Annotated in this window: 25 protein-coding genes and 1 tRNA gene; 15 read left to right on the plus strand and 11 right to left on the minus strand. The window is 70.6% G+C overall.

Going from position 1 to position 25312, the window contains the following annotated elements:
- The first annotated feature begins 8 nt into the window (after positions 1 to 8).
- The 4 genes from ND450_RS24810 (at position 9) to ND450_RS24825 (ending at position 4056) form a co-directional block, all read left to right on the plus strand.
- Positions 9 to 1652 (plus strand): bifunctional 3'-5' exonuclease/DNA polymerase, encoded by a 1644-nt coding sequence (locus tag ND450_RS24810; RefSeq protein WP_253321078.1) that lies wholly within the window; start codon positions 9 to 11, stop codon positions 1650 to 1652.
- Between the two features lie 113 nt (positions 1653 to 1765).
- Entirely contained in the window at positions 1766 to 3148 is a 1383-nt protein-coding gene (locus ND450_RS24815) for a carbohydrate-binding protein (RefSeq protein WP_253321079.1), read from the plus strand.
- Between the two features lie 56 nt (positions 3149 to 3204).
- A tRNA-Val gene (locus ND450_RS24820) sits at positions 3205 to 3276 on the plus strand.
- Positions 3277 to 3414: 138 nt separating this feature from the next.
- Entirely contained in the window at positions 3415 to 4056 is a 642-nt protein-coding gene (locus tag ND450_RS24825; protein ID WP_253321080.1) for a helix-turn-helix domain-containing protein, read from the plus strand.
- On the opposite strand, the gene ND450_RS24830 is transcribed toward ND450_RS24825, so the two are convergent.
- Complete coding sequence (locus ND450_RS24830) at positions 4038 to 4865, minus strand: hypothetical protein (protein ID WP_253321081.1); 828 nt, start codon at positions 4863 to 4865, stop codon at positions 4038 to 4040. The genes ND450_RS24825 and ND450_RS24830 overlap by 19 nt on opposite strands.
- Positions 4866 to 5041: 176 nt before the next feature.
- Here ND450_RS24830 and ND450_RS24835 point away from each other — a divergent pair, with 176 nt between their 5' ends.
- The 4 genes from ND450_RS24835 to ND450_RS24850 are packed head-to-tail and all read left to right on the plus strand — an operon-like array spanning position 5042 to position 8147.
- The gene (locus ND450_RS24835) at positions 5042 to 5440 is read left to right on the plus strand and encodes a hypothetical protein (protein ID WP_253321082.1); all 399 of its coding nucleotides are present in this window, start codon (positions 5042 to 5044) and stop codon (positions 5438 to 5440) included.
- 15 nt (positions 5441 to 5455) lie between these two features.
- Complete coding sequence (locus tag ND450_RS24840; RefSeq protein ID WP_253321083.1) at positions 5456 to 6031, plus strand: DUF3558 domain-containing protein; 576 nt, start codon at positions 5456 to 5458, stop codon at positions 6029 to 6031.
- Between the two features lie 4 nt (positions 6032 to 6035).
- The gene (locus ND450_RS24845) at positions 6036 to 7358 is read left to right on the plus strand and encodes a PPE domain-containing protein (RefSeq protein WP_253321084.1); all 1323 of its coding nucleotides are present in this window, start codon (positions 6036 to 6038) and stop codon (positions 7356 to 7358) included.
- Positions 7359 to 7367: 9 nt separating this feature from the next.
- Entirely contained in the window at positions 7368 to 8147 is a 780-nt protein-coding gene (locus ND450_RS24850) for an ESX secretion-associated protein EspG (RefSeq protein WP_253321085.1), read from the plus strand.
- 49 nt (positions 8148 to 8196) lie between these two features.
- Here ND450_RS24850 and ND450_RS24855 read toward each other — a convergent pair whose 3' ends face one another.
- The 7 genes from ND450_RS24855 to ND450_RS24885 form a co-directional block, all read right to left on the minus strand.
- Entirely contained in the window at positions 8197 to 9357 is a 1161-nt protein-coding gene (locus ND450_RS24855) for a lactate 2-monooxygenase (RefSeq protein ID WP_253321086.1), read from the minus strand.
- 33 nt (positions 9358 to 9390) lie between these two features.
- On the minus strand, positions 9391 to 11547 hold the full coding sequence (secD, locus tag ND450_RS24860) for a protein translocase subunit SecD (protein WP_253321087.1): 2157 nt from the start codon (positions 11545 to 11547) through the stop codon (positions 9391 to 9393).
- Positions 11548 to 11594: 47 nt separating this feature from the next.
- Positions 11595 to 11918 (minus strand): hypothetical protein, encoded by a 324-nt coding sequence (locus tag ND450_RS24865; protein ID WP_253321088.1) that lies wholly within the window; start codon positions 11916 to 11918, stop codon positions 11595 to 11597.
- Positions 11918 to 12868, minus strand: a complete 951-nt coding sequence (locus ND450_RS24870; protein ID WP_253321089.1) for a tetratricopeptide repeat protein — start codon at positions 12866 to 12868, stop codon at positions 11918 to 11920. The genes ND450_RS24865 and ND450_RS24870 overlap by 1 nt, the downstream gene beginning before the upstream one ends.
- A 102-nt stretch (positions 12869 to 12970) precedes the next feature.
- Complete coding sequence (rox, locus tag ND450_RS24875; RefSeq protein WP_253321090.1) at positions 12971 to 14398, minus strand: rifampin monooxygenase; 1428 nt, start codon at positions 14396 to 14398, stop codon at positions 12971 to 12973.
- Positions 14399 to 14538: 140 nt separating this feature from the next.
- Complete coding sequence (locus ND450_RS24880; protein WP_253321091.1) at positions 14539 to 14931, minus strand: NUDIX domain-containing protein; 393 nt, start codon at positions 14929 to 14931, stop codon at positions 14539 to 14541.
- 11 nt (positions 14932 to 14942) lie between these two features.
- Positions 14943 to 15524: an FMN-dependent NADH-azoreductase gene (locus ND450_RS24885; RefSeq protein ID WP_253321092.1), complete on the minus strand. Its 582-nt coding sequence runs from the start codon at positions 15522 to 15524 to the stop codon at positions 14943 to 14945.
- Positions 15525 to 15606: 82 nt separating this feature from the next.
- Here ND450_RS24885 and ND450_RS24890 point away from each other — a divergent pair, with 82 nt between their 5' ends.
- Positions 15607 to 16080, plus strand: a complete 474-nt coding sequence (locus ND450_RS24890; RefSeq protein WP_253321093.1) for a MarR family winged helix-turn-helix transcriptional regulator — start codon at positions 15607 to 15609, stop codon at positions 16078 to 16080.
- Between the two features lie 2 nt (positions 16081 to 16082).
- On the opposite strand, the gene ND450_RS24895 is transcribed toward ND450_RS24890, so the two are convergent.
- Positions 16083 to 17270 carry an NAD(P)/FAD-dependent oxidoreductase gene (locus ND450_RS24895; RefSeq protein WP_253321094.1) on the minus strand — a complete coding sequence of 396 codons (1188 nt, stop codon included), beginning with the start codon at positions 17268 to 17270 and terminating at the stop codon, positions 16083 to 16085.
- A 175-nt stretch (positions 17271 to 17445) separates the two neighbouring features.
- Here ND450_RS24895 and ND450_RS24900 point away from each other — a divergent pair, with 175 nt between their 5' ends.
- From ND450_RS24900 to ND450_RS24910, 3 genes are read left to right on the plus strand one after another with little or no spacing between them, the layout of a single operon-like run.
- Entirely contained in the window at positions 17446 to 17646 is a 201-nt protein-coding gene (locus tag ND450_RS24900; RefSeq protein WP_089922257.1) for a hypothetical protein, read from the plus strand.
- Positions 17647 to 17699: 53 nt separating this feature from the next.
- Positions 17700 to 19199, plus strand: coding sequence for an AMP-binding protein (locus tag ND450_RS24905; protein WP_253321095.1), 1500 nt, complete (start codon positions 17700 to 17702; stop codon positions 19197 to 19199).
- A 59-nt stretch (positions 19200 to 19258) separates the two neighbouring features.
- Positions 19259 to 20569, plus strand: a complete 1311-nt coding sequence (locus tag ND450_RS24910; protein ID WP_253321096.1) for a helix-turn-helix transcriptional regulator — start codon at positions 19259 to 19261, stop codon at positions 20567 to 20569.
- Between the two features lie 241 nt (positions 20570 to 20810).
- Here ND450_RS24910 and ND450_RS24915 read toward each other — a convergent pair whose 3' ends face one another.
- Complete coding sequence (locus ND450_RS24915) at positions 20811 to 22046, minus strand: helix-turn-helix transcriptional regulator (RefSeq protein ID WP_253321097.1); 1236 nt, start codon at positions 22044 to 22046, stop codon at positions 20811 to 20813.
- Between the two features lie 28 nt (positions 22047 to 22074).
- Between ND450_RS24915 and ND450_RS24920 the strand changes: the two genes are divergently transcribed.
- The 3 genes from ND450_RS24920 to ND450_RS24930 all read left to right on the plus strand — a co-directional run bounded on the left by ND450_RS24920 (position 22075) and on the right by ND450_RS24930 (position 24368).
- On the plus strand, positions 22075 to 22215 hold the full coding sequence (locus ND450_RS24920; protein WP_177230006.1) for a hypothetical protein: 141 nt from the start codon (positions 22075 to 22077) through the stop codon (positions 22213 to 22215).
- A gap of 123 nt (positions 22216 to 22338) precedes the next feature.
- Positions 22339 to 22821 (plus strand): PH domain-containing protein, encoded by a 483-nt coding sequence (locus tag ND450_RS24925; RefSeq protein ID WP_371927784.1) that lies wholly within the window; start codon positions 22339 to 22341, stop codon positions 22819 to 22821.
- Complete coding sequence (locus ND450_RS24930) at positions 22818 to 24368, plus strand: PH domain-containing protein (RefSeq protein ID WP_253321098.1); 1551 nt, start codon at positions 22818 to 22820, stop codon at positions 24366 to 24368. Before ND450_RS24925 ends, ND450_RS24930 begins: the two co-directional genes overlap by 4 nt.
- Here the strand turns inward: ND450_RS24930 and ND450_RS24935 are convergent.
- Complete coding sequence (locus ND450_RS24935) at positions 24347 to 25282, minus strand: GlxA family transcriptional regulator (protein ID WP_089922111.1); 936 nt, start codon at positions 25280 to 25282, stop codon at positions 24347 to 24349. The genes ND450_RS24930 and ND450_RS24935 overlap by 22 nt on opposite strands.
- Between the last annotated feature and the right edge of the window lie 30 nt (positions 25283 to 25312).

Genomic DNA, 25312 nt, shown 5'->3' on the forward strand with positions numbered 1-25312 from the left:
TCTGGGGTGTGCTGGTCGCCCTGGTTCTGGACGCGGACGGTGCGGGGCGGTGGCAGAAGCTGCACGACGACGGGAGCCCGGCGGGTCCCGCGATGGCGGCTTCGTCCGCCGCCGCGGCCGTCGCGTCGCTGGAGCGCGCCCACCGGCCGCGGTGGGTGTGGGCGGACACGTCCGAGGTCTACCCCGTGCTGCTGCGTGCCGGCGTGCGCGTCGAACGGTGCTGGGACCTGCACCTGACGGAGGCGTTGCTGCTCGGCGCCGAGGGGCGGCACCGCGAGCCGCGCGAGCTGGCGGGCGCGCTGGCGCGGGTGCTGGGGCTGCCCGCCCCGGCCGACGTGGGACCGCCGAAGAAGGACGACGCGCTGACGTTGTTCGGGCCGGAACCGGTGATGCTGCCGGGCGGGACGGACGAGCTGGCCGCGCTGTCGCTGGTCTTCCGGGCGCAGCAACGGAATCCGGCGCTGGGGCTGCTGATCGCGGCGGAGTCGGCGTCGGCGTTGGTGGCGGCCGAGATGACGTTCCACGGGCTGCCGTGGCGCGAGGACGTGCACACGCGGTTGCTGGAGGAGGTGCTCGGGCCCCGTCCCGCCCCCGGCCAGCGGCCGAAGTTGTTGCAGGACCTGGCCGATCGGATCCAGGAGGCGTTCGGCGGCAAGGAGATCAACCCGGACGCGCCCGCGAGCATCGTGCGGGCGTTCGCGCGGGCGGGCGTCGAGGTGCCGTCGGCGCGGCGGTGGGTGCTGAAGAAGGTCGATCATCCTGCTGTGGCACCGCTTCTGGACTACAAGGAGCGCGCACGGCTGTGGGTGGCGCACGGCTGGACGTGGCTCGACGCGTGGGTGTCGGAGGGGCGGTTCCGGCCGGATTACGTCGTGGGAGGCGTGGTTTCGGGGCGGTGGGCGTCGCGGGGCGGTGCGGCGTTGCAGATCCCGCGGCTGATGCGGCAGGCCGTGATCGCGGACGACGGCTGGGTGCTCGTGGCGGCGGACGCGTCGCAGCTCGAACCGCGGATTCTCGCTGCCCTGTCAGGGGATGCGCGCCTGATCGACGTGTGCGGGGACGACGACCTGTACGCCGCGCTGGCCGCGGACTCGTTCCGGGGCGAGCGGCCGCGCGCGAAGATCGCGATGCTGTCGGCGATGTACGGCGGCACGTCGGGTGAGGCCGGGCCGCTGCTCGCCGTGCTGCGCAAGAGGTTCCCCGTCGCCGTCGGGTACGTGGAGGCGGCGGCGCAGGCCGGTGAACAGGGCCGGATGGTGCGCACGCGGCTCGGGCGCACCTCGCCCACGCCGTCCGCGGCCTGGCAGGAGCTGACCGGGGGCGCGGACGACTCGGGGGACGTGTCGCGGTCGTCGCGGCAGGCGGCGCGCAACTGGGGCCGGTTCACCCGCAACTTCGTCGTGCAGGGCAGCGCGGCGGACTGGACGGCGGCGTTGCTGGCCGTGCTGCGAGGCCGTCTGCCCGCCGAGGCGCAGCTCGTGTTCTTCCAGCACGACGAGGTGCTCGTGCACTGCCCGCGCGCCGACGCGGACGCGGTGGTCGAGGCGATCGCCGAGGCCGGGCGCGAGGCGACGCGGTTGCTCTTCGGCGAGACATCGGTGCGCTTCCCGATGAACGCGGTGCCCGTGACCTGCTACGCCGACGCGAAGTGAGTCCAAACGAGACTCCGCGTAATTTCCCCGTTACGCCGATTGGTCGCTTGTTCTTGCACCGTGAGAGCGCTCTCATAAATGGACTGCACCCGTGACGAGGAGGTCACTCGCGCATGAAGCAACGCCGCCGCGTCCTCGCGGCCTCGACAGCTCTTCTTGCCGCGGTACCCCTGGCGATCGCCGCCATGTCCGCCAACGCTTCGATCCCACCCCCTGCATCGGGATGGACGCAGGTGTGGGGTGACGACTTCAACGGTTCGAACGGATCGCTGCCGTCGAGCGCCAACTGGATCATCGACACCGGCCACGGCTACCCGGGCGGCCCCGCCAACTGGGGCACGGGCGAGATCCAGAACTACACGAACAGCACCAACAACCTCAAGCTCGACGGCAACGGCAACCTGCGCATCACCGCCCTGAAGGACGGTGCCGGCAACTGGACGTCGGCGCGCATCGAGACCCAGCGCTCCAACTTCAAGCCCCCGGCGGGCGGCAAGCTCGCCATCGAGGGCCGCATCCAGATGCCGAACGTGACGGGCGAAGCGGCCCTGGGTTACTGGCCCGCGTTCTGGACCCTGGGTTCGCCCTACCGCGGCAACTACTGGAACTGGCCGGGCATCGGCGAGTTCGACATCATGGAGAACGTCAACGGCCTCAACTCGGTCTGGGGCGTCCTGCACTGCGACGTCGCCCCCGGCGGCGCCTGCGGCGAGTTCACCGGCATCGGCAACTCGCGGGCGTGCCCCGGCTCGTCCTGCCAGAGCGCCTTCCACACGTACCGCTTCGAGTGGGACGACGCCGCGAAGACGTTCACCTGGTTCGTCGACGGCCAGTCGTTCCACCAGGTCACGCAGGCCCGCGTGGGCGTCAACGTGTGGAACGCGATGACGTCGCACGCAGGCCACTTCATCCTGCTCAACCTCGCGATGGGCGGCGCGTTCCCGAACGCGCTGAACAACAACCAGCCGACCCCTGTCGCGGCCACCCAGTCCGGGCACTCCATGGTCGTGGACTACGTGGCCGTCTACTCGTCTGGTGGCGGGACCACCACTCCCCCGACGACCACGACCACGACGTCGAACCCCGGCGGTGGGGGTTCCGCGTACAGCGACCTGCAGGCGGAGAACGCCTCCGAACGCTCCGGCGGCTCAGTCGCCCCCGGTGACGGCGGCTCCGGCGTCCACCAGATCGCGAACGGCGGCTACCTGAAGTTCTCCGGCGTCAACTTCGGCACCGGACCGGCCCGGCAGTTCTACGCGCGAGTCGCCTCGGGCGCCGCCGGCGGCGTGAGCGGCCTGGTCGAGGTCCGCCTCGGCTCGCGCACGGCCACACCGGTCGGCTCGATCGCGGTCGGCAACACCGGGGGCTGGGACGCGTGGAGAACCATCCCCGCGAACATCTCGAACATCTCCGGCACGCACGACGTCTACATCACCTTCACGAGCGGGCAGCCTGCGCCGTACGTGAGCGTGAACTGGGTGAAGTTCGGAACCTGACCCCTGGATTCGGTGTCGGGGAGGCCCGTCCGCTAAGATGACATCCGCACGACCACGGATGATTAGCTCAGCGGGAGAGCACTACCTTGACACGGTAGGGGTCACTGGTTCAATCCCAGTATCGTCCACTCCACTCGGAGCGAGTTGTGTTCGCGGAAAGCGCGAACCGACTTGCTCCGTTGTGTTTTCCAGGGGTGCAACCCCCGGACCCCGCTCAGCTGGCGCCGCGTCCTCCGGGACGCGGCGCCATTTGCTTTGATGGACCCGTGTACGCCGAACGTCCCGCTCCCGCCGGACTGGCCTGCCTCTGGACGCGCACGGTGTCGTCGCCGACCGTGCAGCGCGTCGTGCCGGACGGCTGCACGGACCTCATGTGGACACCTGCCTCCGGCGCTCTCTTCGTGGCCGGCCCGGACGCTGTCGCACAGCTCGCCTCCGTTGCTCCCGGCACGTTGTACGGAGTGCGACTGCCTCCGGGCGCGTTCCCGTCCGTTTTCGGCGTGCCCGCCCATGCTGTGCGCGACCTGCGGGTGCCGCTGTCGGACCTGGTGCCTTCGGCGCGCCTGACGTCGTTCTCTTCGATGGTGGAGTTCTGCGCCTCACGGGTCGTCGTCGATCCGGCTCTCGCCGCGACGGCGTCGTTGCTGCGCACCGGCGACGTGGCCTCGGCGGCGTGGGAGATCGGCCTGAGCTCGCGCCAGCTGCGACGCCGGTGCCTCGACGCGTTCGGCTACCCGCCCAAGGTGCTGCAGCGCGTGCTGCGGTTCGACTTCGCGGTGAAGCGCGCCTGGGCGGGCCGACCTTTCGCTTCCGTGGCCTTCGAGGCGGGTTACGCGGACCAGGCGCACCTGGCCCGCGAGGTGAAGGCGCTGGCAGGGGTGTCTTTGGGTCAGCTGATCCGGCCGTAGCGGCGCAGCGTCAGCAACGAGTCGAGGGTGGCGATCGAACGCCATTCGAAGTTGACGACCGGCGTGAAGGCGGGAAAGCCGAAGTTCCAGCCGCCGTCCGCCTGCTGGCCGTTCTGGAGCGCGTCGAGGTCTTTCTCGATCTCCTCCGGCGTGAACCAGCGGCTCGCGACGCTACTGGGCTTCTGCGCGAACTCGTGCGGGTCGAGCCCCTCGCCCTCCGCGTACCCCTCGGTGCTCGGCGTCAGGTGCCTGAGCTTCTCGGCCACCAGCTCGGCCCGCGCCCGGTCCGGCACGGCGTCGAGGAACATCGCCGCACCCCGCAGCTCGTACGGGTGGGTCTGCTCGAGCTCTTCGATCTCGCGCCAGCAGTAGTCCGTCGCCTTGTCGAGCCACGGGTCGCTCACCCCGAGCTCGTGCAGGGCCGCGGCGATCTGCGAGGTGATGAGGAGCCCGCCCTGGTCGTCGGCCGCGACCCACGGCGCCTTGGGGTGGTCCTTGGAGGTGGAGAACCCGAACGGCACGCTGCCGTCAGGACAGGTGTCGGTCAGCCAGGCAAGGATCGATTCGGCCTGCTCAGGGGCACCGGCCTGCCCGAACATCTGCAGCGCGCGCAGGGCGTGCAACGGCTGGCTGGTCGGCCCCCGGTGGTCGGGTTCGAGCCCGTGCCCGTACCCGCCGTCGTCGTTGCGGTAGGCCAGCACCGCCCTGACCACCGCGTCCGCACTCCCGCCGTCGAAGGCGTGCTCGAACCAGCGCTGTTCCAGCGTGCGGGCGTTCAGCCAGAGGAAGGTCCTCGCTTCTTCGATCATGCGTCGAACCTAGGCCGATCGTGACACGCGGTCTTGAACGAATCGGCCATGTGACCTGATCTGCTGATTCGTTCGCCTCCTCCGGGAACCGGTCCTATGCGAAAATCCTCCAACAGGGGTGTGGAGAGTTCTGAGGGGAGCTGGCTGAGATGCTGATGTTCGACGCACTCGTACCCGTGAAGACCGCCGGGTCCGTCGGCAAGGGCGTCGGAGCGGCGCTCGGCGCGGCGGCTGGGGCTGCTGCCGGTGCTGGTGGCGGCGGTGTGGCGAAGTTCAGCGTCGACCCGGACCAGGCGCAGAAGATGATCGACGGCCTGAAGCTCGCCATCGAGAAGCTGGTCCAACTTCGGGACAAGTCCGATGAGATCCAGGCGTCAGGCGCTCCCGGTCCAGATCCCTACAGCGGCTACGCGACGCTCGCGATGCGCAAAACCGCAGGTGCTGAGCAAGGCGGGTACCTGTGGGCGAACCAGGAAGCGCAGAAGGCCCTGGAACAGACTGTGATGAACATCGAGAAGGCTCTGGCCGAGTACCGGAAGACCGACGAAGCGGCGACGTCCGCGATGAAGGGCTGACAGACCTTGAAGCGCATGACCGCCCTGCTGACCGCCGTGCTCGCTCTCGGTGTGCTGGCGGGGTGCACCAGCACCCAGACCGGCGGAAATCCGACCTCGGCATCCACGACGGGCGCCGGACAGACGAGCAGCCAGCCGACCAGCGACGGATCTGACGCGGGGCTCAGCATCGCCAAGTACGTGAGCAGCCCTTGCAGCATCCTCACCGCGAGCCAGGTGTCCTCGCTGGGTTCGGTCCGCGAGCCCGCTCCCGGATCGGGAACGCTGGGCCCCAACTGCGTGTGGATGGGCCAGGACGTCATCAAGAACTCGAAGTACACGGTGCATGTGACCGAGAACAAGTCCTTTGAAGACCTCGTGGCCAACGTCAAAGCCAACCCGGTCTTCACGGACAAGACGATCGATGGCGTGAGGGTCATCTCGACCAGTCAGACCGACGCGTCGACCGGCTGCCTGACTTCTCTGCAAGCGTCCAAGACCGACTCGATCACGGTGCAGGTCTCCACCGCCGCTGAAGAGCGTGCGAGCAAACCCGCCTGCCAGGAGTCCGAGCGGGTCGCACAGCTGATCATCACAAACCTGAAGGGGTAGCGAGATGGCTGGGGATGAGCCGAACATCGGCGGTTTCGCCTTTCTGCCCCTCGCGGGCGGTGAAACGATCTACAAGTGGTTCGAGAACGGCAGTGGCCCTGGTCAGAGCACGTCGCTCATGGCGCAGGCATGGCGTGATCTGTCCAGTGGTCACGGAGATGTCGCCCAGCTGATCGAGAAGGCCGTGCGCGACTCCGGGGCTGCCTGGGAGGGTTCCGCCGGTGACTCGGCCCGCAGCGGCACCTCACCGCTCGCCACCTGGGCAACCGTCACGGGCGACTCGGCGACTCAGGCAGGAACCACGGCCGACACGGTTGGCAGCGCATACGTCGACGCCAAGAACTCGATGGCCATGCCGCCGTCCGTCCCGGACAAGCCCTTCCTCAACGACCTGCGCCCGTGGGACACGGACTACGACAAGGCGCTGGAAAAGAACCAGCAGGTCAGCGAACAGAACATCCGCGCCTTCAACCAGTACGCGGGTGCGGTCAACGCGAGCATGAACAACCAGCCGACGTTCATCGCGCCGACCGCCACCGAGGGCTCCGTCGACGAGCAGTCGAGCGGTCAGTACAACGTCGACGAGGTCGGCAAGGTCGGGAACAACACCCCGCCGAGCATCGGCAACCCCGGCGGCGGCGACCGCAGCGGCGGAACCGACACGGGCACGTCCGGCTGGACCCCGCCCGGCACCGGTGGCAACAACGGCGGCAGCGACGGCACCAACACGGCCGGCGTGAACGACCCCAAGTTCACCCCGCCGCCCACTGACGACGGCGGCCGGCGTACGCCGCCCAACATCGGCAACCCGACCGATCCGCCCGGCGGTGTGTTCAACCCGAACGACCCGCGGCGGCCCGGTGGACCGCTCGACCCCAACAACCCGCGCAACCGTCCCGGCGGGCCCGGTAACCCCAACGGTCCTGGTGGCCGCGGGGTCGGTGGACCCGGTGGCGGTGGTGGCGGTGCCGGAGGCGGCGGGCGTGGTGCCGGTGGTCTGGGTGGACCCGGTGGCGGTGGCCTCGGTGGTGCCGCGGCCGCGAAGGGTCTCGGTGGGCCCGGTGGCATGGGCGGTGGCTTCGGCGGCGCGGCCGGTGTGGCCGGCAGCGGTTCCGGTGGCGCCGGTGGCTTCGGACCTTCCGGTGGTGCCGCGGGTGCCGCCGGTCGTGGTGGCGCGGCGGGCATGGGTGCCGGCGGCATGGGCGCGGGTGGCGCGCGTGGTGACGGAGCGGAAGACTCCGAGCACAAGTCGGCGTCCTACCTTCAGGAGACCGAGGACATCTTCGGCGACGGAACGATGGTTGCTCCGCCGGTCATCGGCGGATAAGGGGGAAACGTGCTGCGGAGCAGGGTCGCCATCCCTGTCACGGCGCTTTATCAGGCCTGGCAGGCCGCGGGCCTGCCGACGATGCACCGGGCGCTGCTCGCCCAGGTCGAGTTCGACGAGGCACTCCTCGAGTCGGGCGACGTGAGCGAGCTCGAACGGTTGCAGCGCTCGGCGTGGGCGCAGCTCGAGCAGTACGGGCTCGCGCGCGGCAACCAGATCCACCCGGACCTGGCCAACGCGCTGCGGCTCGTGGTCGAGGCCGGCGTGGAGTACTGGGCGTTCTTCAGCCTCAAGGACGGCCCGCAGCAGAGCGCGCTGGTCGTGTCGAACGGCCAGGACGCGCTGCGGATCGTGCTCACGGCGGACCAGCAGTTCGTGCTCGAACCGATTAGGGCGGACGAGGCACCGCAGGCGTTGGTCGGTGCCCTGCCGCCCACCCCGGCGGGCAGGGGTGCCCCGATCACGCTGCCGGAGGACGCGTTGCAGCCGAAGCGGCAACCGTCCTATGAGGACACCGGTTCGTTCCTGCAGCAGAGCAGGCCGACGAGCACGCCGAACGACCAGCTCGTCGCGCAGCTCACGGAGATCATGAGCCAGCCGCGCACCGGCGGTGGTCAGGTCTTCTCGGCCAAGCGCGACCACCTGGGCCGCAAGCAGCGCTGCGTCAACCCGCTCACCTACATCGACACGCCGAGCGGGCGGTACCTCGCGGCCAAGAGCGACGGCTGGCTGCGGGTGCAGCCGGCCGACTTCGGGACGCTGGCCCACATGACGGCCACGATGCCCTGAGAGACAAGCGAACCGGGTGGGCCGCGATCGCGGCCCACCCGTTGTCGTTTCAGGAGAACCGCAGCGCGTCCGGCCCCAGGTCGGCCGGGCTGCGGTGACCCGACAACCCCAGCGTCAGGTCGAAGTCCGCGAGCAGGCTGCGCAGCACGTGCTTCACCCCGACCTGCCCGCCGTGCGCGAGCCCGTACGCGAACGGCCGCCCGACCATCACGGCCTTGGCGCCCAGCGCCAACGCCTTCACGATGTCGGAGCCGGTGCGGATCCCGGAGTCGAACAGCACGTCGACCTGCTCCCCCACCGCCTCGACGATCGACGGCAACGCGTCCAGCGACCCGACCGCGCCGTCGACCTGGCGCCCGCCGTGGTTCGAGACGACGACACCGTCCATTCCGCACTCCACAGCCTTGCGGGCGTCGTCCGCGTGCTGGATTCCTTTGAGGACGATCGGGCCGTCCCAGTGCTCGCGCAGGAACGACAGCTGGTCCCACGACTTGTCGGTGCCGGTGAACAGCTGCACCCACCGCAGGATCGCCATCGGCATGTCCTCCTCGGGCGACTTCTGCAGCCCCGCGCGGAAGGCCGGGTCGCTGAACGGGATCGCCGTGCCGATGCCGCGCAGGAACGGCAGGTAGGCCTGGTCCAGGTCGTGCGGCCGCCACGCCAGCGTCCACGTGTCCAGCGTGACGACCAGCGCCGTGTACCCGGCCTTCTTCGCCCGCTCCAGCAGCGACGCGCACACGTCGGGGTCGTTCGGCCAGTAGAGCTGGTACCAGCGCGGCCCGTCACCAGAGGCCTCCGCGACCTCCTCGATGGTGTGGGAGGACGCCGTCGACAACACCATCGGCACGCCGAGCTCGGCCGCCGCCCGCGCCGTCGCCAGCTCGCCGTCCGGGTGCAGGATCGCCTGCACGCCAACGGGTGCGAGCATCACCGGGGCGGGCAGCTCGGTACCCAGCACGGTCACGCCGAGGTGCCGCTCGGTCGCGTTGGTCAGCATCCGCGGCACGAGCTGCACGCGCTCGAAAGCGGCGCGGTTCGCGCGCACGGTCGCGCCGGAGCCCGCGCCTCCCGCCACGTACCAGAACGGACCCGGCCCGAGCCTGTCGCGCGCCGACTGCTCCAGCGCGTCCGGGTCGGTGGTGAACGGGGGCACGGCGCCACCGAGCCCCTGCAGGTAGATCTCGTTCTGGTACGAGGCGAAGGAGGTCATGCCGCCCACTCTGCTAGAAGCGGGCGGCACGGGCTAGACCCGCGCGGCCGCCGGGCGCTTCTTCGACGACGCCCCCTGCCGCGGCCACCGCGACTCGAGCCAGATGGCGATCGGCGCGGCGGTGACCACTGTGGACACCGTGCCCGCCACGAGGCCGATCAGCAGCGCCACGGCGAAGTCCGCCAGGGAACCGTCGCCCAGCACGAGCAGCGCGGACAGGACGAAAAGCACGCCGATGCCCGTGTTCACGGTGCGTGGCACGGTCTGCACGACCGCGTCCGACACCACGTCCGGGTACGACCCCTTGAAGCGGGAGCCGCGGAGCTCGCGCAGGCGGTCGAAGACGACCACCGAGTCGTTGACCGAGTAGCCGATCACGGTCAGCAGGGCCGCGAGGAACACGCCGTCCGCCGTCTTGCCCATCCACGCGAACAGGCCGACCAGCACCAGGACGTCGCTGATCAGCGCGGCCACCGTGGCGAGGCCGAGGCGCCAGTCGAAGCGGATGGCCAGGTAGACCAGCTGAGCGGCGACGGCGATGGCGAGGCCGATCAGCGCGTTGCGGCGCAGCTCCGACGAGAGCGACGGGCCGATCAGCTCGTTGCTGGACTGGCGGGCGCCGCCGTCGACGGCCGAGGAGACGACCTGGCCGATGCGGGACGACGTGGCGTCGTCGATCGGGCCGGTGCGCAAAGACACCTCGTTGCCCGAGGACGACACGACGACGTCGGAGAAGCCCGCATCGGACAACGCGTCACGGACGCGGCCGGAGTCCACGGCGCCGCCCGCGGTGAAGTCGAGCATGCGGCCGCCGGTGAACTCGACGCCCAGGTTGAGGCCGCGCACGAACAGTCCGGCGAACGCCACGAGCACCAGCACGCCGGCGCTGATCAGCCACCGCGACGGGCGCCGGTACAGCACGACCGACAGGCGCTGGCGGACGTAGCCCAGCGTGTGCAGGCCGCTCAGCTTCGGGCGACGCGCCATCCACCTGCTGCCGACGATCGACACCACGAGCACGCGCGACAGCACCAGGGCGCTGAACATCGACGCGAGCACACCGATCGTGAGCGTGACGCCGAAGCCACGCACCGGGCCCGTGGCCAGCCAGAACAGCAAGCCGGCCGCCAGCAGCGTCGTCACGTTCGAGTCGGCGATCGCGCTCAACGCGCCGCGGAAGCCGCTCTCCGAGGCGCGCCGGAGGTTCGGTTTGCGCGCGTACTCCTCGCGCGCTCGTTCGAAGATCAGGACGTTCGCGTCGACCGCCATGCCGATCGCCAGCACGAAGCCGGCCAGGCCCGGCAAGGTCAGCGTCGCCCCCACGGCCAGCAGACCGGCGTAGGCGACGCCCGCGTACCCGACCAGGGCGACGACGGCCAGGAATCCGGCCAGGCGGTAGGCGAACATCAGGAACAACGAGGTCAGGGCGATGCCGATGATCGCGGCCTTGGCGCTGGCCTCGATGGCGTCGGCACCCAGGGTGGCGCCGACGGTGCGCTGTTCGATGACCTCGACCGGCACGGGCAGCGCGCCGGAGCGGATGACGAGGGCGAGTTCCTTGGCCTCCGGCTGGGAGAAGCGGCCGGTGATCGTGGTCGCGCCCCCGGCCTGACCGGCGCCGCAGGGCGTGTCGAGGCTGACCTCGGGTGACGAGATCGGCTTGCCGTCGAGCACGAACGCGATCTGGCGGCCGGGCGTGCCGGACGGTTCGCAGGCCGCCTCGCCGGTGACCTTCTGCCAGGTCTTCGAGCCCTCGCCCTGGAACTGGACGTTGACCACGAACCCCGCACCCTGGGGGTTGGCGTTGGCCGAAGCGTCCGAGATGCCTTCGCCGGTCATGACGGTCTGGCCGTTGCGCTGCACGGTGAGCTGCGCGGTCTGGCCGAGGACCTTCACGGCCTCCTCGGGGTCCTGGACCCCGGGCAGTTCGACGACGATGCGGTTCTCGCCGGAGCGGGCGATCACCGGTTCGGCGACGCCCAGCGCGTCGACGCGGCGCCGCAGGACCTCCATGGAACGGTCGGCGGCGTCGGAGTCGCCCTTGGCTTCGAGCACGATCTGGGTTCCGCCGCGCAGGTCGAGGCCGAGGCGCGGATCGGAGGTGAGCAGCAGGAATGCGGATGCGACGAGGACCCCGAGCGCTGTGAGACCGCGCACGAGCAGGCCCCGTCGCGCGGTGTCGCGCGACATGGGTGAAAGGCCTTCCGGAGAAGAAAGTGGTTGCTGGAGAAGGGACTTCAGCGACCGGAAGGCGGGGAGCGCGCGGGCTGCGGGGTCCAGCGGATGCCCTCGGGCGTGCGGTGCACGCGCCGGGCGAAGGAGACGACGTACCGCATCGGCAGCGCGGGCTTCGCGACCGGTGGCACGTCGGACGGCACCTGGGTCTGCGGGACCTGGGCGGCGTTCGGGTTGTGCGGCTTGGGCGCGGTGACCGGCAGGTTCGCGTAGTCGTGGCCGTGGCGGACGACGGCACCGGAGGCGGTGGGCTCGGCGGGCGCGGCGACGATGAACAGCTGTCCGAGGAACAGCAGGAACGCGAGCGCGACCGCGTTGCGACGCATCACCGCTTCCTGCCTCCGCCGACGTAGACGAGCGCTCCCCCGACGACAGCGCACAACCAGGAAAGCACAAGTGGCTGCATCGTCGTAGCCCCGAACATCAACGCGACGGTCCAGCCGAGCAGGACGAGCGCCGACGCGGCGAGCAGCGACACCGTCACGGCGAGCTTGCGCAGGCTGAAGAGCAGCTTGAACGGACGCAGCCGCAGCGCCACGACCAGGCAGCACAGCACCAGCGCGCCCGTGAAGAACGCGAGGTAGGGCGTCGGCCGGGGCATGCCGGCGACGAGCGCGAGTAAACCGCCGCCGACCAGCAGCAACGAGAGCGTGCGCAGCGAACGCCACACCTGCACCTTGTTGAGGCGCTGCGGCGCGGGCCTGGCCGAACGCCGCCGTTGCACGGTCGCGAGGTTCGCCTTCGAGTCCGCGTCGGACGGGTCGAGCTTGATCGCCGAGCGGTACGCGTGCTCGGCGGTGCCCCAGTCGCGCATCCGCAGCGCCGCGTCACCCAGCACCTGGAACGCGCGCGCCTCGGTCGGGGCGAGCTGCGAGGCGTGCAGGGCCGAGTCGAACGCCTCGACGGCGCCGTCCTGCACGTCGGCCAGGACCTCGGCGAGCACGACGTAGCCGCGCCAGTCACCGGGCTTGCGCCGCACGGACTCCCGCGCCGCGACCGCCGCCTCCTGGTGCCGGCCGAGGTCGCTCAGCGCCAGCGCCGCGAGCCGCTGGGGCCACGCGGGCTCGCCGTCGAGGATCATCGCGCGCTTGGCGGAGTCGAGTGCCTGGTCCGCCTCACCCAGGTCGAGGTGGGCGGCGGCGAGGCGGCACCACGCCTCGGCGTGCCGAGGGTTCGCCGCCACGAGGGGCCGCAACAGGTCGACGGCCTGCCGCGGCTTCCCCGAGGCGGTGAGTTCCGCGGCGCGCAGGAGAACCGCTGTCATCGGCTCGGACACGGGCACCAGTGTGACAAAGCGCCTCCGGCCCTCGAACGGGTGACCTCGGGCGGCGGACCGCGGCCGGGGTGGCGGCCCCGTCCCGCCACCCCGGCCGGGTGCTCAGCGCGCGGCCCCGAACCAGCGCGCCAGCGCCCCCTCCACCCCCGCCTGGTCCTCTCCCGCCCACGCCACGTGCCCGTCCGGCCGGATCAGCACCGCGGGTGCGTCGAGGTCCTCGCTCACGTCCACCAGGTGGTCGACCCGGTCCGCCCAGCCACCGACCGACAGCGTCCCGGCCTGGTCGAGCAGGATGCCGCGTCCGGCGTGCATCTGGTCGTAGAGCCCGCCGCGCTTGAGCGCCAGGTCCCCGATCCGCCGCCCGACCAGCTCGTCGTCGGACCCGAGGTCGTACCGGACGGCGACCGCGATGATCTTCTCGATCAGGTACCGGTTGACCTCCTCGAACCGCACGAGCTCGGTCAGCAGCCGCCGCACCGACTGCGGGCCGGGCTCGACCTTCATCAGCTCGATCTGCGCGCGGGTGTTGTTCAGCACCTCCTCGGCCACCGGGTGCCGCTCGGCCTCGTAGGTGTCCAGCAGGTCCGCGGGCGCCCACCCGTGCACAGCCGCGGCGAGCTTCCAGCCCAGGTTGAACGCGTCCTGCACGCCCAGGTTGAGGCCCTGGCCGCCGGTCGGCGGGTGGACGTGCGCGGCGTCGCCCGCGAGGAACACGCGGCCCGACCGGTACCGCTCGGCCTGGCGGGTGGCGTCGCCGAAGCGGGACATCCACCGCGGCGAGTGCACGCCGAAGTCGGTGCCCGCGATCCTGACGAGCTGCTGCTTGAAGTCGTCGAGGGTCGGCATGACCGCGCGGTCCTCGTTGACGCCCTCCGCGGGCACGACGACGCGGTACGTCGCGGAACCGCCGATCGGGCCGACGCCGAAGCGCTTCTGCGTCTTGCGGACCTCCAGCATCAGCGGCATCGCCTCCTCCCACGGGATGCCGATCTCCATCTCGCCGAGCAGCGTCTCCACCCGCGAGGGCTCGCCGGGGAAGTCGATGCCGGCCAGCTTGCGCACGGTGCTGCGGCCGCCGTCGCATCCGACCAGGTACCGCGCCCGCAGCGAGGTGCCGTCCGCGAGCTCGACGGTCACGCCCTCGTCGTCCTGCGCCAGCCCGACGACCGTGGTCGAACGCCGGACGTCGGCACCGGCCGCGACGGCGTGCTCGGTGAGCAGCCGCTCGATCTGCGGCTGCGGCAGACCGAGGACGACCGGGTACTTCGTGTCCAGCCGCTCCGGCGCCGGCCGGTCGATGCCCGCGAAGAACCCGGCGAGCGGATGGGTCGTGCCCGCGTCCAGGAACCGGCCGGCGATGCCGCGCTGGTCCATCACCTCGATGCTGCGGGCGTGCAGCCCGAGCGCCCGGACGACCTTCGTCGGCTCCGCGTCCCGTTCCAGCACGACCACGTCCACGCCGTGCAGGCGCAGTTCCCCGGCCAGCATCATGCCGGTCGGCCCGCCGCCGGCGATGATGACGTCGATCATGGAGTTCCCCATTTCCCCAGGTGGATGACGTTGGCCGGGAAATGATGGGGTACGCCCGGGGTCTTGTGGCAAGGCCCCCGGTGCGCTATATGTTGAAGTGGGAGGAGAGCGGAGCTCTCCCCCTTTCGTCGTTTCAGGGGTCAGCGAAGAAGGCCCGCTGACTCCAGGTGGGCGAAGATGATCCGGTCGACCGGGGAGATCCGGTCCGCGTCGGCGGTGGTCAGCCAGGCGAGTTCCTCGATCTCGGCCGATGCCACCGGTTCCCCGTCGAACGACGCGGTGTAGCAGGTCATGCGCACGGTCACCCCCGACGAGTGGCCGTGTGCCTGCGCTTCGAACGTCCCCAGGTGCTCCGCCGACGCCGCGTCGATCTCGATCGACAGCTCCTCGCGGATCTCGCGCACGAGCGTCTCGACGTCGGACTCGCCCGGCTCGCGCTTGCCACCGGGCAGGTAGAACGTGTCCTTGCCCTTCGACCGGGTGCCGAGCACCTGGCCGTCCCTGAGATGGATCCAAGCAACCTTGTCGATCACAAGGCCGAACCCTAGGCGCTGGCCAGCTCCTTGACCACGCGGTGCGCGTCGGCCAGCGACTCGACGGCGAGCTCGCGGAACTGGTGCATCTGCGGCACCACGTCCGCCAGGGTCAGCTCGGCGTGCACGAACTCCAGGTTCTGGTCGAGGCCGACCATCGACAGCACGGCGCGCAGGTACGGCTCCTGGAAGTCGAAACCCTCGCGGGGCGTGCCCGGCTTGTAGGAACCGCCGCGGGCGGTCACGACGACGACGCGCTTGCCGCCCCACGCGAACGTGCCGTCCTCGCGGGCGAAGTTCGCCGAGGTCGCGACCTGGTCGATCCAGGCCTTGAGGGTCGACGGGATCGAGAAGTTGTACATCGGCGCGCCGAGGAGGATCACGTCGGCCGCGTCGACCTCGGCGATCAGGTCGGCGGCGATGCCCTGCTCCGTGCCGTCCTTGTGCGGGATCGGCGACGCGTGCAGGTCCCGGTAGGTGTAGCCGGACCCCGGGTTCGCGGCACGCCAGTTCTCGGCGAACGCACCGGAGATCTCGCGGGTCACGGACCCCTCGTACCGAATGCTCGTGTCGATGTGAAGCAGAGTGGTCATACCCAGAACATACGAGTTAAGAACTTCCGAGTCAAGATGTTCCTAGCCGAGAACATCTCTCCCGGGATGTAGGATGGGACACATGGAGGAGCAGCCGGATCTCGTCGAAGCCTGCGTGGAGAAGTGGGACTTCAACTGGCTGCTGCACCGCGCCACTCAGCGCGTCGGCGCCGCGTATGCCGAGGAGATCGCGAAGTTCGGGATCTCACTGCGCGGTCAGCTCGTCCTGCAGGCGCTCGCCAACGAGGAGCTCCAGCGCACGCAGCTCAAGCTCGGCGCGATGCTCGGCCTCGACAAGACCACGCTGACGAGCGAGCTCGACAAGCTGGAGCGGGCGGGCCTCGTCCAGCGCGTGCCCGACCCCAGCGACCGGCGCGTGCGCACGCCGGTGATCACGGACAAGGGCCGTGAGCTGCAGAAGGAGGCGGGCGACGCGCTCGCCGAGGTCGACAGGGCGTTCCAGGCGCGCTTCACCCACCAGGAGATGGTGATCATCCGCAAGGCCCTGCAGGACCTCTCGCGCGGCGAGGGCCCGATGCACGGCTCCTGCATCTAGCTCTAGACGAGCGCTCCGAGGTCCGCCTCGCGCAGTTGTTCCGACGTCACGGTCGCCTGCGCGTCCACCAGCGCCTTCAACGCCGTGCCGTGGTCCCAGACGTTGACGTTCATCGCGGCCCGCAGCCGCCCGTCGCGCAGCCAGAACGCGATGAACTCCCGCGCGGACACGTCGCCGCGCACCACCAGTTCGTCGTCCGGGCCGGCGAGGCCGCGGTACTCCATGCCCAGGTCGTACTGGTCGGTGAAGAAGTACGGCGACTTCGCGTACGGCTCGTCCAGCCCGAGCAACGACCCCGCGACGTGCGTGCCCTGGTCCTTCGCGTTCGCCCAGTGCTCGACGCGCACCCGCCCGCCGTGGCGCGGGTGGTCGTGCGCGGCGATGTCGCCCGCCGCGAACACGTCCGGCGCGGAGGTGCGCAGTGCCGCGTCGACCGCCACGCCGCCTTCGGCCAGTTCCAGGCCGGCGGCCTCGGCGAGTTCGAGGCGGGGTGTCGCACCCACGGCCAGCACCGTCACGTCCGGCAGCAGTTCGGTGCCGTCGGAGAGGCGCACTCCGGAGGGGGAGAAGCCCTCGACGCCCGTGCCGAGCTCGAACTCCACGCCGTGTTCCTCGTGCAGGCCGCGGAACACCGCGCCCATCTCCGGTCCGAGCACGCGCACGAGCGGTTCGGCCAGCGGGTCGACGACCGTGACGCGGCAACCGTGCGCGCGAGCGGCGGAGGCCACCTCGCAGCCGATCCAGCCCGCGCCGATCACCACGACGTGCCTGCCTTCGCGCAACGCGGACCGCAACGCGAGGGAGTCGTCCAGCGTGCGCAGCACATGTCCTTGCGCCCCAGGCAGAACGCGGGGGCGCGACCCGGTCGCGAGCAGCAACCGGTCGTAGGAGCGCACTGCTCCGTCCGAGTCGACGATCGTGTGATCACCCGGTCGCAGCTCCAACACGGACACCCCGAGCCGGAGGTCGATCTCGTTGTCGGCGTAGAAACCCGGTTCGTGCACCCACGCCGGTTCGCCCGCCTTGCCCAGCAGGACGTCCTTGGACAGCGCGGGAAGTTCGTACGGGCGGTGGCGTTCGGTGCCGTACACGACGATCTCGCCGCCGTAGCCGCGGTCTCGGAGCGCGCCTGCCGCAGAGGCACCGGCGAGGCCGGTCCCCACGATCACGATGCGTTGCGGTTCCGCCATTTTCACCCCTCCAGGTGACCTGAACTCGTCCCACGTGCGACGCTATCCGCAGCTCGGCGCAGTCGCTCGACGAAGAACGGAAACCTTCGTCATGACTTCCGGTGACGCACGTCTCTTCTTCGTGGGCACCGGGTACACCGGGCCGGTGCATCGAGTGAGCTGGAGGAAGAACCCCGTGGGAGCCAAAGAGGAGTGGCAGGTGAGCTGCCGCGACATCGCTTCGCGCCGACGGGACATGACGGTGTTCGTCAGCCAGGGGCACATAGTGATCACCGTGCCGCCGGGAGAGGCCGCCGTCCTGACGCCTCTGGAGGTCGGCCGGCTGCGGGCCGCGTTGCGCGACGCCGTCGTGAGCGCGTCCAACACTGAGGCGTGACCGCCGTCACACCGTTACCTACTCGCAAGTAGGTTGATGGCACAGTGGGTCCCATGGTGACCCGCGTGCTGCTGACCCTGGTCAAAGCCGGAGTGATCCGGCCGCTGGGCCCGCGAGGGCTCGCCGGTACCGTGCGCGGCTACCTGCACTGGGACATCACGCTGGCGTGGGGCTACCAGACGGGGGCCGGGCGCCACCCGGACCGTGCGGCGATCATCGACGACGACGGCGTGCTCACGTACGCGCAGGTGAACGAGCGCACCAGCCGTCTGGCACATGCCTTCCGCCCCAGGGAACGCGTCGGGCTGTTGTGCCGCAACGGCCGTGCGTTCATCGAGACGATGACGGCGTGCACGAAGGTCGGCGCCGACGCCGTCCTGCTCAACACCGGGTTGAGCCAGGGGCAGCTCGCGCAGGTCGCGGCGGATCAGGAGATCGACAGGATCGTCGCCGACCGCGAGTTCGCCGGCGTGCTGCCGGACCTCCCGGTGCACTTCACCGACGAGCTCGAGTCGCTGATCGCCGGCGGGCCTGCCGCGCCGCTGCCCCGCAGGCCTCCGCGCGGCAGGCTGATCATCCTCACCTCCGGCACCACCGGCACGCCGAAGGGCGCCCGCAGACCGGAACCCGCGAGCCTCGCCCCCGCCGCCGCGCTGCTGTCGCGGATCCCGCTGAGGCACGGCGACGTCATCTCCATCACCTCCCCGCTCTTCCACGCCTGGGGACTCGCCGCGTTCCAGCTCGGGCTCGTGCTCGGCGCGACCCTGGTGCTGCGCCGCCGCTTCGACCCGGCGCAGGCGTTGCGGGACGCCGACAAGTGCACGGCGATGTTCGTCGTTCCCGTGATGCTGCAACGGATGCTGGAGCAGGAGCACCGGCCGGAACTGCGGATCATCGCCTCCAGCGGGTCGGCGCTGCCGCCGAAGGTCGCCGCCCGCACGCTCGAGGAGTTCGGCCCGGTGCTGTACAACCTCTACGGCTCAACGGAAGTGAGCTGGGCGAGCATCGCCACGCCCGAGGAGATGCTGCGCGAGCCCGGCACGGCGGGGAAACCGCCACTCGGCACGCGACTGGCCATTGTGGACGACCAGGGCAGGCCGGTGCCGGAGGGCGAGACCGGGCGGATCTTCGTCGGCAACGAGATGCTGTTCGACGGCTACACCAACGGCACGAGCAAGGAGTCGCTGGACGGCCTGATGTCGACCGGCGACCTCGGTTACCGCAAGGGCGGCCTGCTGTTCGTGGCGGGCCGCGACGACGAGATGATCGTCTCAGGTGGCGAGAACGTCTACCCGCACGACGTCGAGGACCTCCTCTCGACGCTCGACGGCGTGACGGAGGTCGCGGTGCTCGGGGTGCCGGACGAGGAGTGGGGCCAGCGCCTCGCCGCCTTCGTCGTCGGCGCGGAAACCCTGACCGCCGAACAGATCCGCGACCACGTGAAGGCGAACCTGGCGCGGTACTCCGTTCCCCGCGATGTTTTCTTCGTCAACGAGTTGCCGCGCAACGCGGCCGGAAAAGTGTTGAAACGTCAATTGCGCGAGCAGCACTAGCACCGCGGCGGCCGGTCGCCGCGGCGCTAGAGTCAGCCCCGAGTCGAGGGGGCTTGACCATGACGGTTCCCGGCAGGACCGCGGATCCGCGGTCCACCGCCGTGCACAACCTGCGCGAGGCGAGGATCGCACTGGACGAAGGCAGACCGGGCGATGCCTTGGAGCACGCGGAGAAGGCCGTGGCGGCGTTCTCGTGGCTGGACGACGCGGAAGGCGTCGCCGAGGGGGTGCTGGCGCAGTCGGTGGCGCTGGGCAAGCGGGGGCTGTGGCCCAGCGCGCTCGACACGATCGACAAGGTGCAGGCGATCGCGGCGGCCAACCGCCACATCGGACTCCAGGCGCGGTGCAGCTTCTCCCGTGCCGTGGTGGAACTGCGTCTCGATTCGCGGGAACGGAGCTTCCACTCGTTCGCCCGCGCGCTCGGACTCGCGGAGCTCACCGGTGACAACGAGCTGATCGGCTCGGTGCTGTTCGAACAGGCGAAGTCGCTGCGCTCGCAGTACCACGAGCACTGCATGATCCGCACCGAGGAGAACCGCTGCAACCTCGACGGGGAGCCGTGCGTGCGCAAACTCCGCCGCGCGGAGGCGTTGTGCGCCCAGGTGCGCGACCGGTGGAAGACGCTCGGCGACCCCGTGCGGATGGCGATGGTCAACGTCCTGCTGACACACGTCCGCATCGATCTGGGTGAACTTGACCGCGCGCACCGCAGCTGGCAGCGCGCTGACCAGTTGCTTGCCGGAAGGAACCGCCCGGTGGCGCGGGCGGAGGCGCTGATGGCACGGGCGCGGCTGAGCGGTGCGCGGGAGCGGCACCCCGAGCAGATCGCCCAGCTCACCCAGGCCGCCGAGCTCGCGATGAGCTGCCTCGCCCGGGAGGTGGCGGTGCACGCGCACCAGCAGCTGAGTGAGGCGCACGAACGGTCCGGCGACCTCGAACGCGCACTGCGGCACGCGCGGATGCAGCTGGAGCAGTACCGGTTGTGGGAGCTGCAGGAGGGCAGGGACCTCCTGCGGATGCGCGAGCACGACCTGTCGTCACGACTCGTGGAACAGCTGGCGCACAAGCGTTTCGAGCCGAAACGGGAAGGCACCGCGATGCGCGTCCCGCACTCCGGCGAACTGCACGAGACCGGCACCGCGGAGCACACGAACACCCGCATCGCCCGCGCTTTGAGGGCGGGGCTCACGAAACGCGGCATCGAGGTGCTGCGGCTCGTGGCCGCCGGGGCGAGCACGGCGATGATCGCGGAGTCGCTCGGCCTGTCCCCCAAGACCGTGCAGAACCACCTCCAGCGCATCTACACGACTCTGGACGTCAACGGCCGCGCCGGCGCCATCGTGTGGTGGATGAACCTGACGGCAACGTAGTCATGCGTTGTCAAGCCGCTGACAAGTAGTCCGTGCGGGCGATGCTGATCATCGCCCGTTCGGCCGCTTGCCCCTCCCGGGGAACTGCCGGTTACCGGGTGTTCTACCCACGTACGTGCGGCGCAATTGGGTGATGTGATGGGTAACTGGTCTGTGTCATGCTCCGTTAACAAGGTGCCCGGTGAGTGAGCGAGGGGCGGTCATGACGAGGCAACGCCGCCCGGCGCCAGGACACGGGGCCTCAGTGCTTGCGCAGCGCGATGCGCGCCACGTCCCGCCACAGCAGCGGGTCGACGCCCTCGGGGTCGATGTGCTCCAGCAGTGCGGCGAGCGCCTCCCGCGCGGCGCCGCCGTCGGTGTCGTCCTCGTCCGCGGCCCGCACGAGCAGGAGGTGGCACCGCAGCCGCTGCTCGGCGTTGAGGCGCCCCGTCGCGAGCGCGGCCTCCGCGAGCTCGCGCGCCCGGCCGACCTCGCCGTCGCGCAACGCGAGCTCCGCCCGCAGGGCGCGGGCGTGTGCGAGGAGGTTCTCGTGCCGGCGCAACGCCGTGACCGTGGTCTCGACCTCGTCCAGCGCCGCGGTCACGTCGCCGAGGTTCGCCTCCGGTGCGCGCAGCGCGATGGCGGCGCCGGCGAGGCGGACGCGGCACCGGTACTCGGGGTCGCCGTCGAAGTCCTCGAGCAGCGCGAGCGCCTCGCGGATGCAGTGCGCGGCCTCCATCCGGTCCCCCAGCCGATCAGCGACCTTCGCGCGCACCCACCACGTGGAGATCGCGAGCCGGTCGCCGCCGAGCTCGGGCAGCCGCGCGGAGAGCTGGTCCACGACCTGCTCGGCGTCGGCGAGACGGCCTGCCGCGGTGAGCTCCGCGCACAGCGCGACGAGCGCGCGGGTGTGGACGCGGCGCACCCGTTCGCCGTCCCCCGCCGCCAGCTCCACGGCCTCGGTCGCGGCCTTCACGGATTCGGCCGTCCGGCCGAGGCGCCGCAACGAGGATGCGCGCAGGATCTCCACGAGCGCGTCCACGGCCGGACCGGGAGACCACGACTTGCGCAGCTTCGCCGCCGCCAGGAGCAGGCCCTCGTGGTCCCGCTGCCGGGCGAGCACGCCCAGGCGGGTCCAGCGCACGCACCAGCCGAACATCTCCTCGTCGGACCGCTTTCCCAGTGCCTCCAGCAGGTCGCCCGCCAGCACCAGGTCGCCGTCGTGGTAGGCCAGCACCGCCTCGCACCACGTCAGCGCCTCGTCCTGCATCGCGGTGCCGTCCTCGTCGGCCACGAGCTCGGACGGGTCGACGCCGAGCACCTCGGCGAGCCTGCGCACGACCGCGGGCGACGGCACCCGTTCACCGGACTCGAGGCGCGACACGTAGCTCATCGAGACGCCGGGGCAGGCGAGGTCCTTTTGCGACAGACCGCGTTGCAGCCGGACCGCCCGCAACCGCGCACCGAACCTCGTCAACGACTTCCTGCCCTCAGTCACGGCCGCCACCTAACGAAGGAGCCCCTTCATGAAGTTGAACACTATCGCCCGCACCGCCGCCGCCGTGCTCCTCAGTTTGGGCGCACTGCTGGCGACCAGTGGCGGCGCGTCCGCGGCTGAGTCCGTGCAACCGCCGGTCTTCACGCCGCCGTACTGCGCACAGCCCTGACCGGTCGTCGGTGGTGCGGTGGTCCTGCCTCCCTCGCATGCGGGACCACCACACCACCGACACACCAATTGACACACCTGTCCACACCACCGGGTTCCGGTGAGGCACCCTGGTGGGGTGACTCTGCAACTGCGCACGCCTCGTCACCAGGTGAGCCCGAAGTCGGTCCTGCTGTGGACGATGCAGGCCGCCCTCTTCTGGCTCGTGCTGTTCGTGCCCCAGCTGGTCGTGTACCTGCTGGTGAGGAACCCGCCGACGTGGGAGTTCGTGCTCCTGGTCGCCACCGGGGTCGTCGGCCTCGTGCACACCGCGGTCGAACCGAGCTGGCGCTACCGCGTCCACCGCTGGGAGACCACGCCGGACGCCGTCTACACCCTCTCCGGCTGGCTGAACCAGGAGTGGCGGGTCGCGCCCGTGTCGCGCATCCAGACGATCGACACGAAACGCGGCCCGTTCCAGCAGTTGCTCGGCCTGTCGACCGTCACGGTGACGACGGCGTCGGCCGCCGGTCCGGTGGAGATCGAGGGGCTCGAGCACGAGACCGCGCAGAGGCTCGTCGTGGAACTGACGAACACCACCCAGGCCACGCCGGGTGATGCGACGTGAGCCTGCCGTCCGAGGTGCCGGCCGGGCTCCCCGCCGCACCGGAGTTCACGGAGCCGTTGCAGGAGTGGCACCGCCTGCACGTGCGGATGCTGGTCGTGCGGCCGCTCAACGAGGGCATCGCGATGCTGGTGCCGATCCTCGTGCTGCTGTTCACCGGCAACGGCGAGAAGTGGCGGCTGATCGCGAGCGGTGTGACGGTCGCGGCGATCCTGTCGTTCAGCTACCTCATCTGGCGCACCACGAAGTACCGCATCACCGACGACCAGGTCGAGCTGCACACGGGACTGCTGACCCGCAAGCAGCTCGCGGTGCCGCGTGATCGCATCAGGACGGTCGACCTCACCTCCAAGCCGGGCCACCGGATCTTCGGGCTCTCGGCGGTGCGGATCGGCACGGGCCAGCAGGACGTGCCCGGCACCGACGGGCTGACCCTCGACGCGGTGACGCAGCAGGAGGCCGAACGGCTGCGGTTGTTGTTGCTGCAGAAGGGTGCCGCGCCCAAGGCGGCCTCACCGGACGAGCCCGGCGCGGAACCGGTCCCGCTGCCCGAGTCCGAGGTGATCTCGCAGCTCGACCTGAAGTGGCTGAAGTTCGCGCCGCTGTCGTTGTCCGGTCTCGTCGCGATCGGCGCCCTGTTCGGCGTGCTGTCCAACTACGCGGACGACCTCGGCCTGCACCCGGTGCAGGACCTGTGGGAGTGGCTGTTCGAGAACCCGAGCTTCGCGCTGTTCGCCGGGTTCCTCGTCGTGCTGGCCGTAGTCGGGCTCGTGCTGTCGATCCCGCTCTACGTCCTGCAGTTCTGGAACTACCGGCTGACCCGCGAGCCGGACGGAACCCTGCGGGTGCAACGGGGTCTGCTCACCACCCGCTCGGTTTCGGTGGAGGAGCAACGGCTCCGGGGCGTCGACATCCAGGAACCGCTGCTGGTGCGCGCGGGCAAGGGCGCGAAGCTCGCCGCGGTGACGACGGGCCTCGGCTCGAAGGGCGAGAGCAACCTGCTGCTGCCGCCCGCGCCGTTGTCCGTGGCGCACCAGGTGTCACGGGACGTGCTGAAAGTCGGCAACGACCCGACGACGCTGCGCCTGCGCAAGCACCCGTTCGCCGCGTTGCGCCGCAGCGTCTTCCGGCACGTGGTGCCGTGGGTCGTGATCGCGGTCGGCCTGGCGGTCTGGGCACCCTCGTGGGCGTGGCCGATCCCGGCCGCCGTCATCCCGCTCGCCGCGCTGGTCGGCTGGGACAACTACCGGTCGCTCGGCAACGCGATGGACGAGCGCTACCTGGTGACGCGCAACAACTCCGTCGTGCGCAGCACCGTCGCCCTGCAACGCACCGGCATCATCGGCTGGCGCATCCGGCGGTCGTTCTTCCAGCGCCGCAGCGGGTTGATGACGATCGGCGCCACCACGGCGGCCGGTGCGGGCATCTACCACGTCACGGACGTCGGCGAGTCCCACGGGCTGGCGCTGGCCGACGAGGCCGTGCCGGACCTGCTGCGGCCGTTCCTGGTCGAGTCCGATGTGGACGGTCAGGCGGAACGGAACGTCTGACGGTAGGCGCTCGGCGAGACCCCGATCGAGGCCGCCAGCTGCTGACGCAGGGCCGCGCCGGTGCCGAAGCCGGCGTGGCTCGCGACCTGGTCGATCGGCAGGTCGGTGGACTCCAGCAGGTGCCGGGCCCTGTCGACGCGCTGCTGCGTCAGCCACTGGCCCGGTGACATGCCGGTCTCCGCGCGGAACCGGCGGGTGAACGTGCGCACGCTCATCCGCACCTGCCCGGCCATCGCGGCGAGGTCGAGCGGTTCCTGGAGCCGCTCCAGGGCCCACTCGCGGGCGAGCGCCGTGGAGGTGTCCGGATAGCTCGGCACCGGCCGGTCGACGAACTGCGACTGGCCGCCCTGCCGCCACGCCGGAACGACGCAGTAGCGGGCGATCCAGTTCGCCACCTCGCTGCCGTGGTCGGACCGGATGACGTGCAGGCACAGGTCGATGCCCGCCGCGACGCCCGCCGACGTGAGCACGTCGCCGTCGTCGATGAACAGCACGTCCGGGTTGAGCCGCACCTTCGGGTACAGCCGCTGGAACTCGTCGGTGGTCCGCCAGTGCGTGGTCGCGGGCCTGCCGTCGAGCAACCCGGCCGCGGCCAGCACGAACGCGCCCGTGCAGATCGACATGATCCGCGACGCGTTCGTCGTCGTGAGCGCTTCCAGGACGGCCGGTTCGAGCCACCCCTCCCGTGCGGGCTGGTAGTGGGTGCCCGGCACGAGCACCGTGTCCGCGTCCTTCAGAGCTTCGAGACCGTGCTCGGGCGCGATGGTGAAGCCGCCGGTCGTGGGGATCGGGCGGCGGTCCGGCGAGCACACGACGACCTCGTAGCGGTCGGCGAGCCGGGCGAACATGTGCGTCGAGCTGCCGATGTCGAACGCCACCGACTGCTCCAGCGCGAGAACGGCGATCCGGTGCATGGCCCGATTCTTTCACATGTTGGCCATCGG

Source organism: Lentzea sp. HUAS12 (genome assembly GCF_024125735.1).
In the GTDB taxonomy this organism is placed as follows: domain Bacteria; phylum Actinomycetota; class Actinomycetes; order Mycobacteriales; family Pseudonocardiaceae; genus Lentzea; species Lentzea albida.

Coding starts and splice junctions, on each gene's coding strand:
- ND450_RS24815 (WP_253321079.1), top strand. CDS start 1,766: ATGAAGCAACGCCGCCGCGTCCTCGCGGCCTCGACAGCTCTTCTTGCC.
- ND450_RS24830 (WP_253321081.1), bottom strand. CDS start 4,865: ATGATCGAAGAAGCGAGGACCTTCCTCTGGCTGAACGCCCGCACGCTG.
- ND450_RS24840 (WP_253321083.1), top strand. CDS start 5,456: ATGACCGCCCTGCTGACCGCCGTGCTCGCTCTCGGTGTGCTGGCGGGG.
- ND450_RS24845 (WP_253321084.1), top strand. CDS start 6,036: ATGGCTGGGGATGAGCCGAACATCGGCGGTTTCGCCTTTCTGCCCCTC.
- ND450_RS24855 (WP_253321086.1), bottom strand. CDS start 9,357: ATGACCTCCTTCGCCTCGTACCAGAACGAGATCTACCTGCAGGGGCTC.
- secD (WP_253321087.1), bottom strand. CDS start 11,547: ATGTCGCGCGACACCGCGCGACGGGGCCTGCTCGTGCGCGGTCTCACA.
- ND450_RS24865 (WP_253321088.1), bottom strand. CDS start 11,918: ATGCGTCGCAACGCGGTCGCGCTCGCGTTCCTGCTGTTCCTCGGACAG.
- rox (WP_253321090.1), bottom strand. CDS start 14,398: ATGATCGACGTCATCATCGCCGGCGGCGGGCCGACCGGCATGATGCTG.
- ND450_RS24885 (WP_253321092.1), bottom strand. CDS start 15,524: ATGACCACTCTGCTTCACATCGACACGAGCATTCGGTACGAGGGGTCC.
- ND450_RS24890 (WP_253321093.1), top strand. CDS start 15,607: ATGGAGGAGCAGCCGGATCTCGTCGAAGCCTGCGTGGAGAAGTGGGAC.
- ND450_RS24895 (WP_253321094.1), bottom strand. CDS start 17,270: ATGGCGGAACCGCAACGCATCGTGATCGTGGGGACCGGCCTCGCCGGT.
- ND450_RS24905 (WP_253321095.1), top strand. CDS start 17,700: ATGGTGACCCGCGTGCTGCTGACCCTGGTCAAAGCCGGAGTGATCCGG.
- ND450_RS24910 (WP_253321096.1), top strand. CDS start 19,259: ATGACGGTTCCCGGCAGGACCGCGGATCCGCGGTCCACCGCCGTGCAC.
- ND450_RS24920 (WP_177230006.1), top strand. CDS start 22,075: ATGAAGTTGAACACTATCGCCCGCACCGCCGCCGCCGTGCTCCTCAGT.
- ND450_RS24935 (WP_089922111.1), bottom strand. CDS start 25,282: ATGCACCGGATCGCCGTTCTCGCGCTGGAGCAGTCGGTGGCGTTCGAC.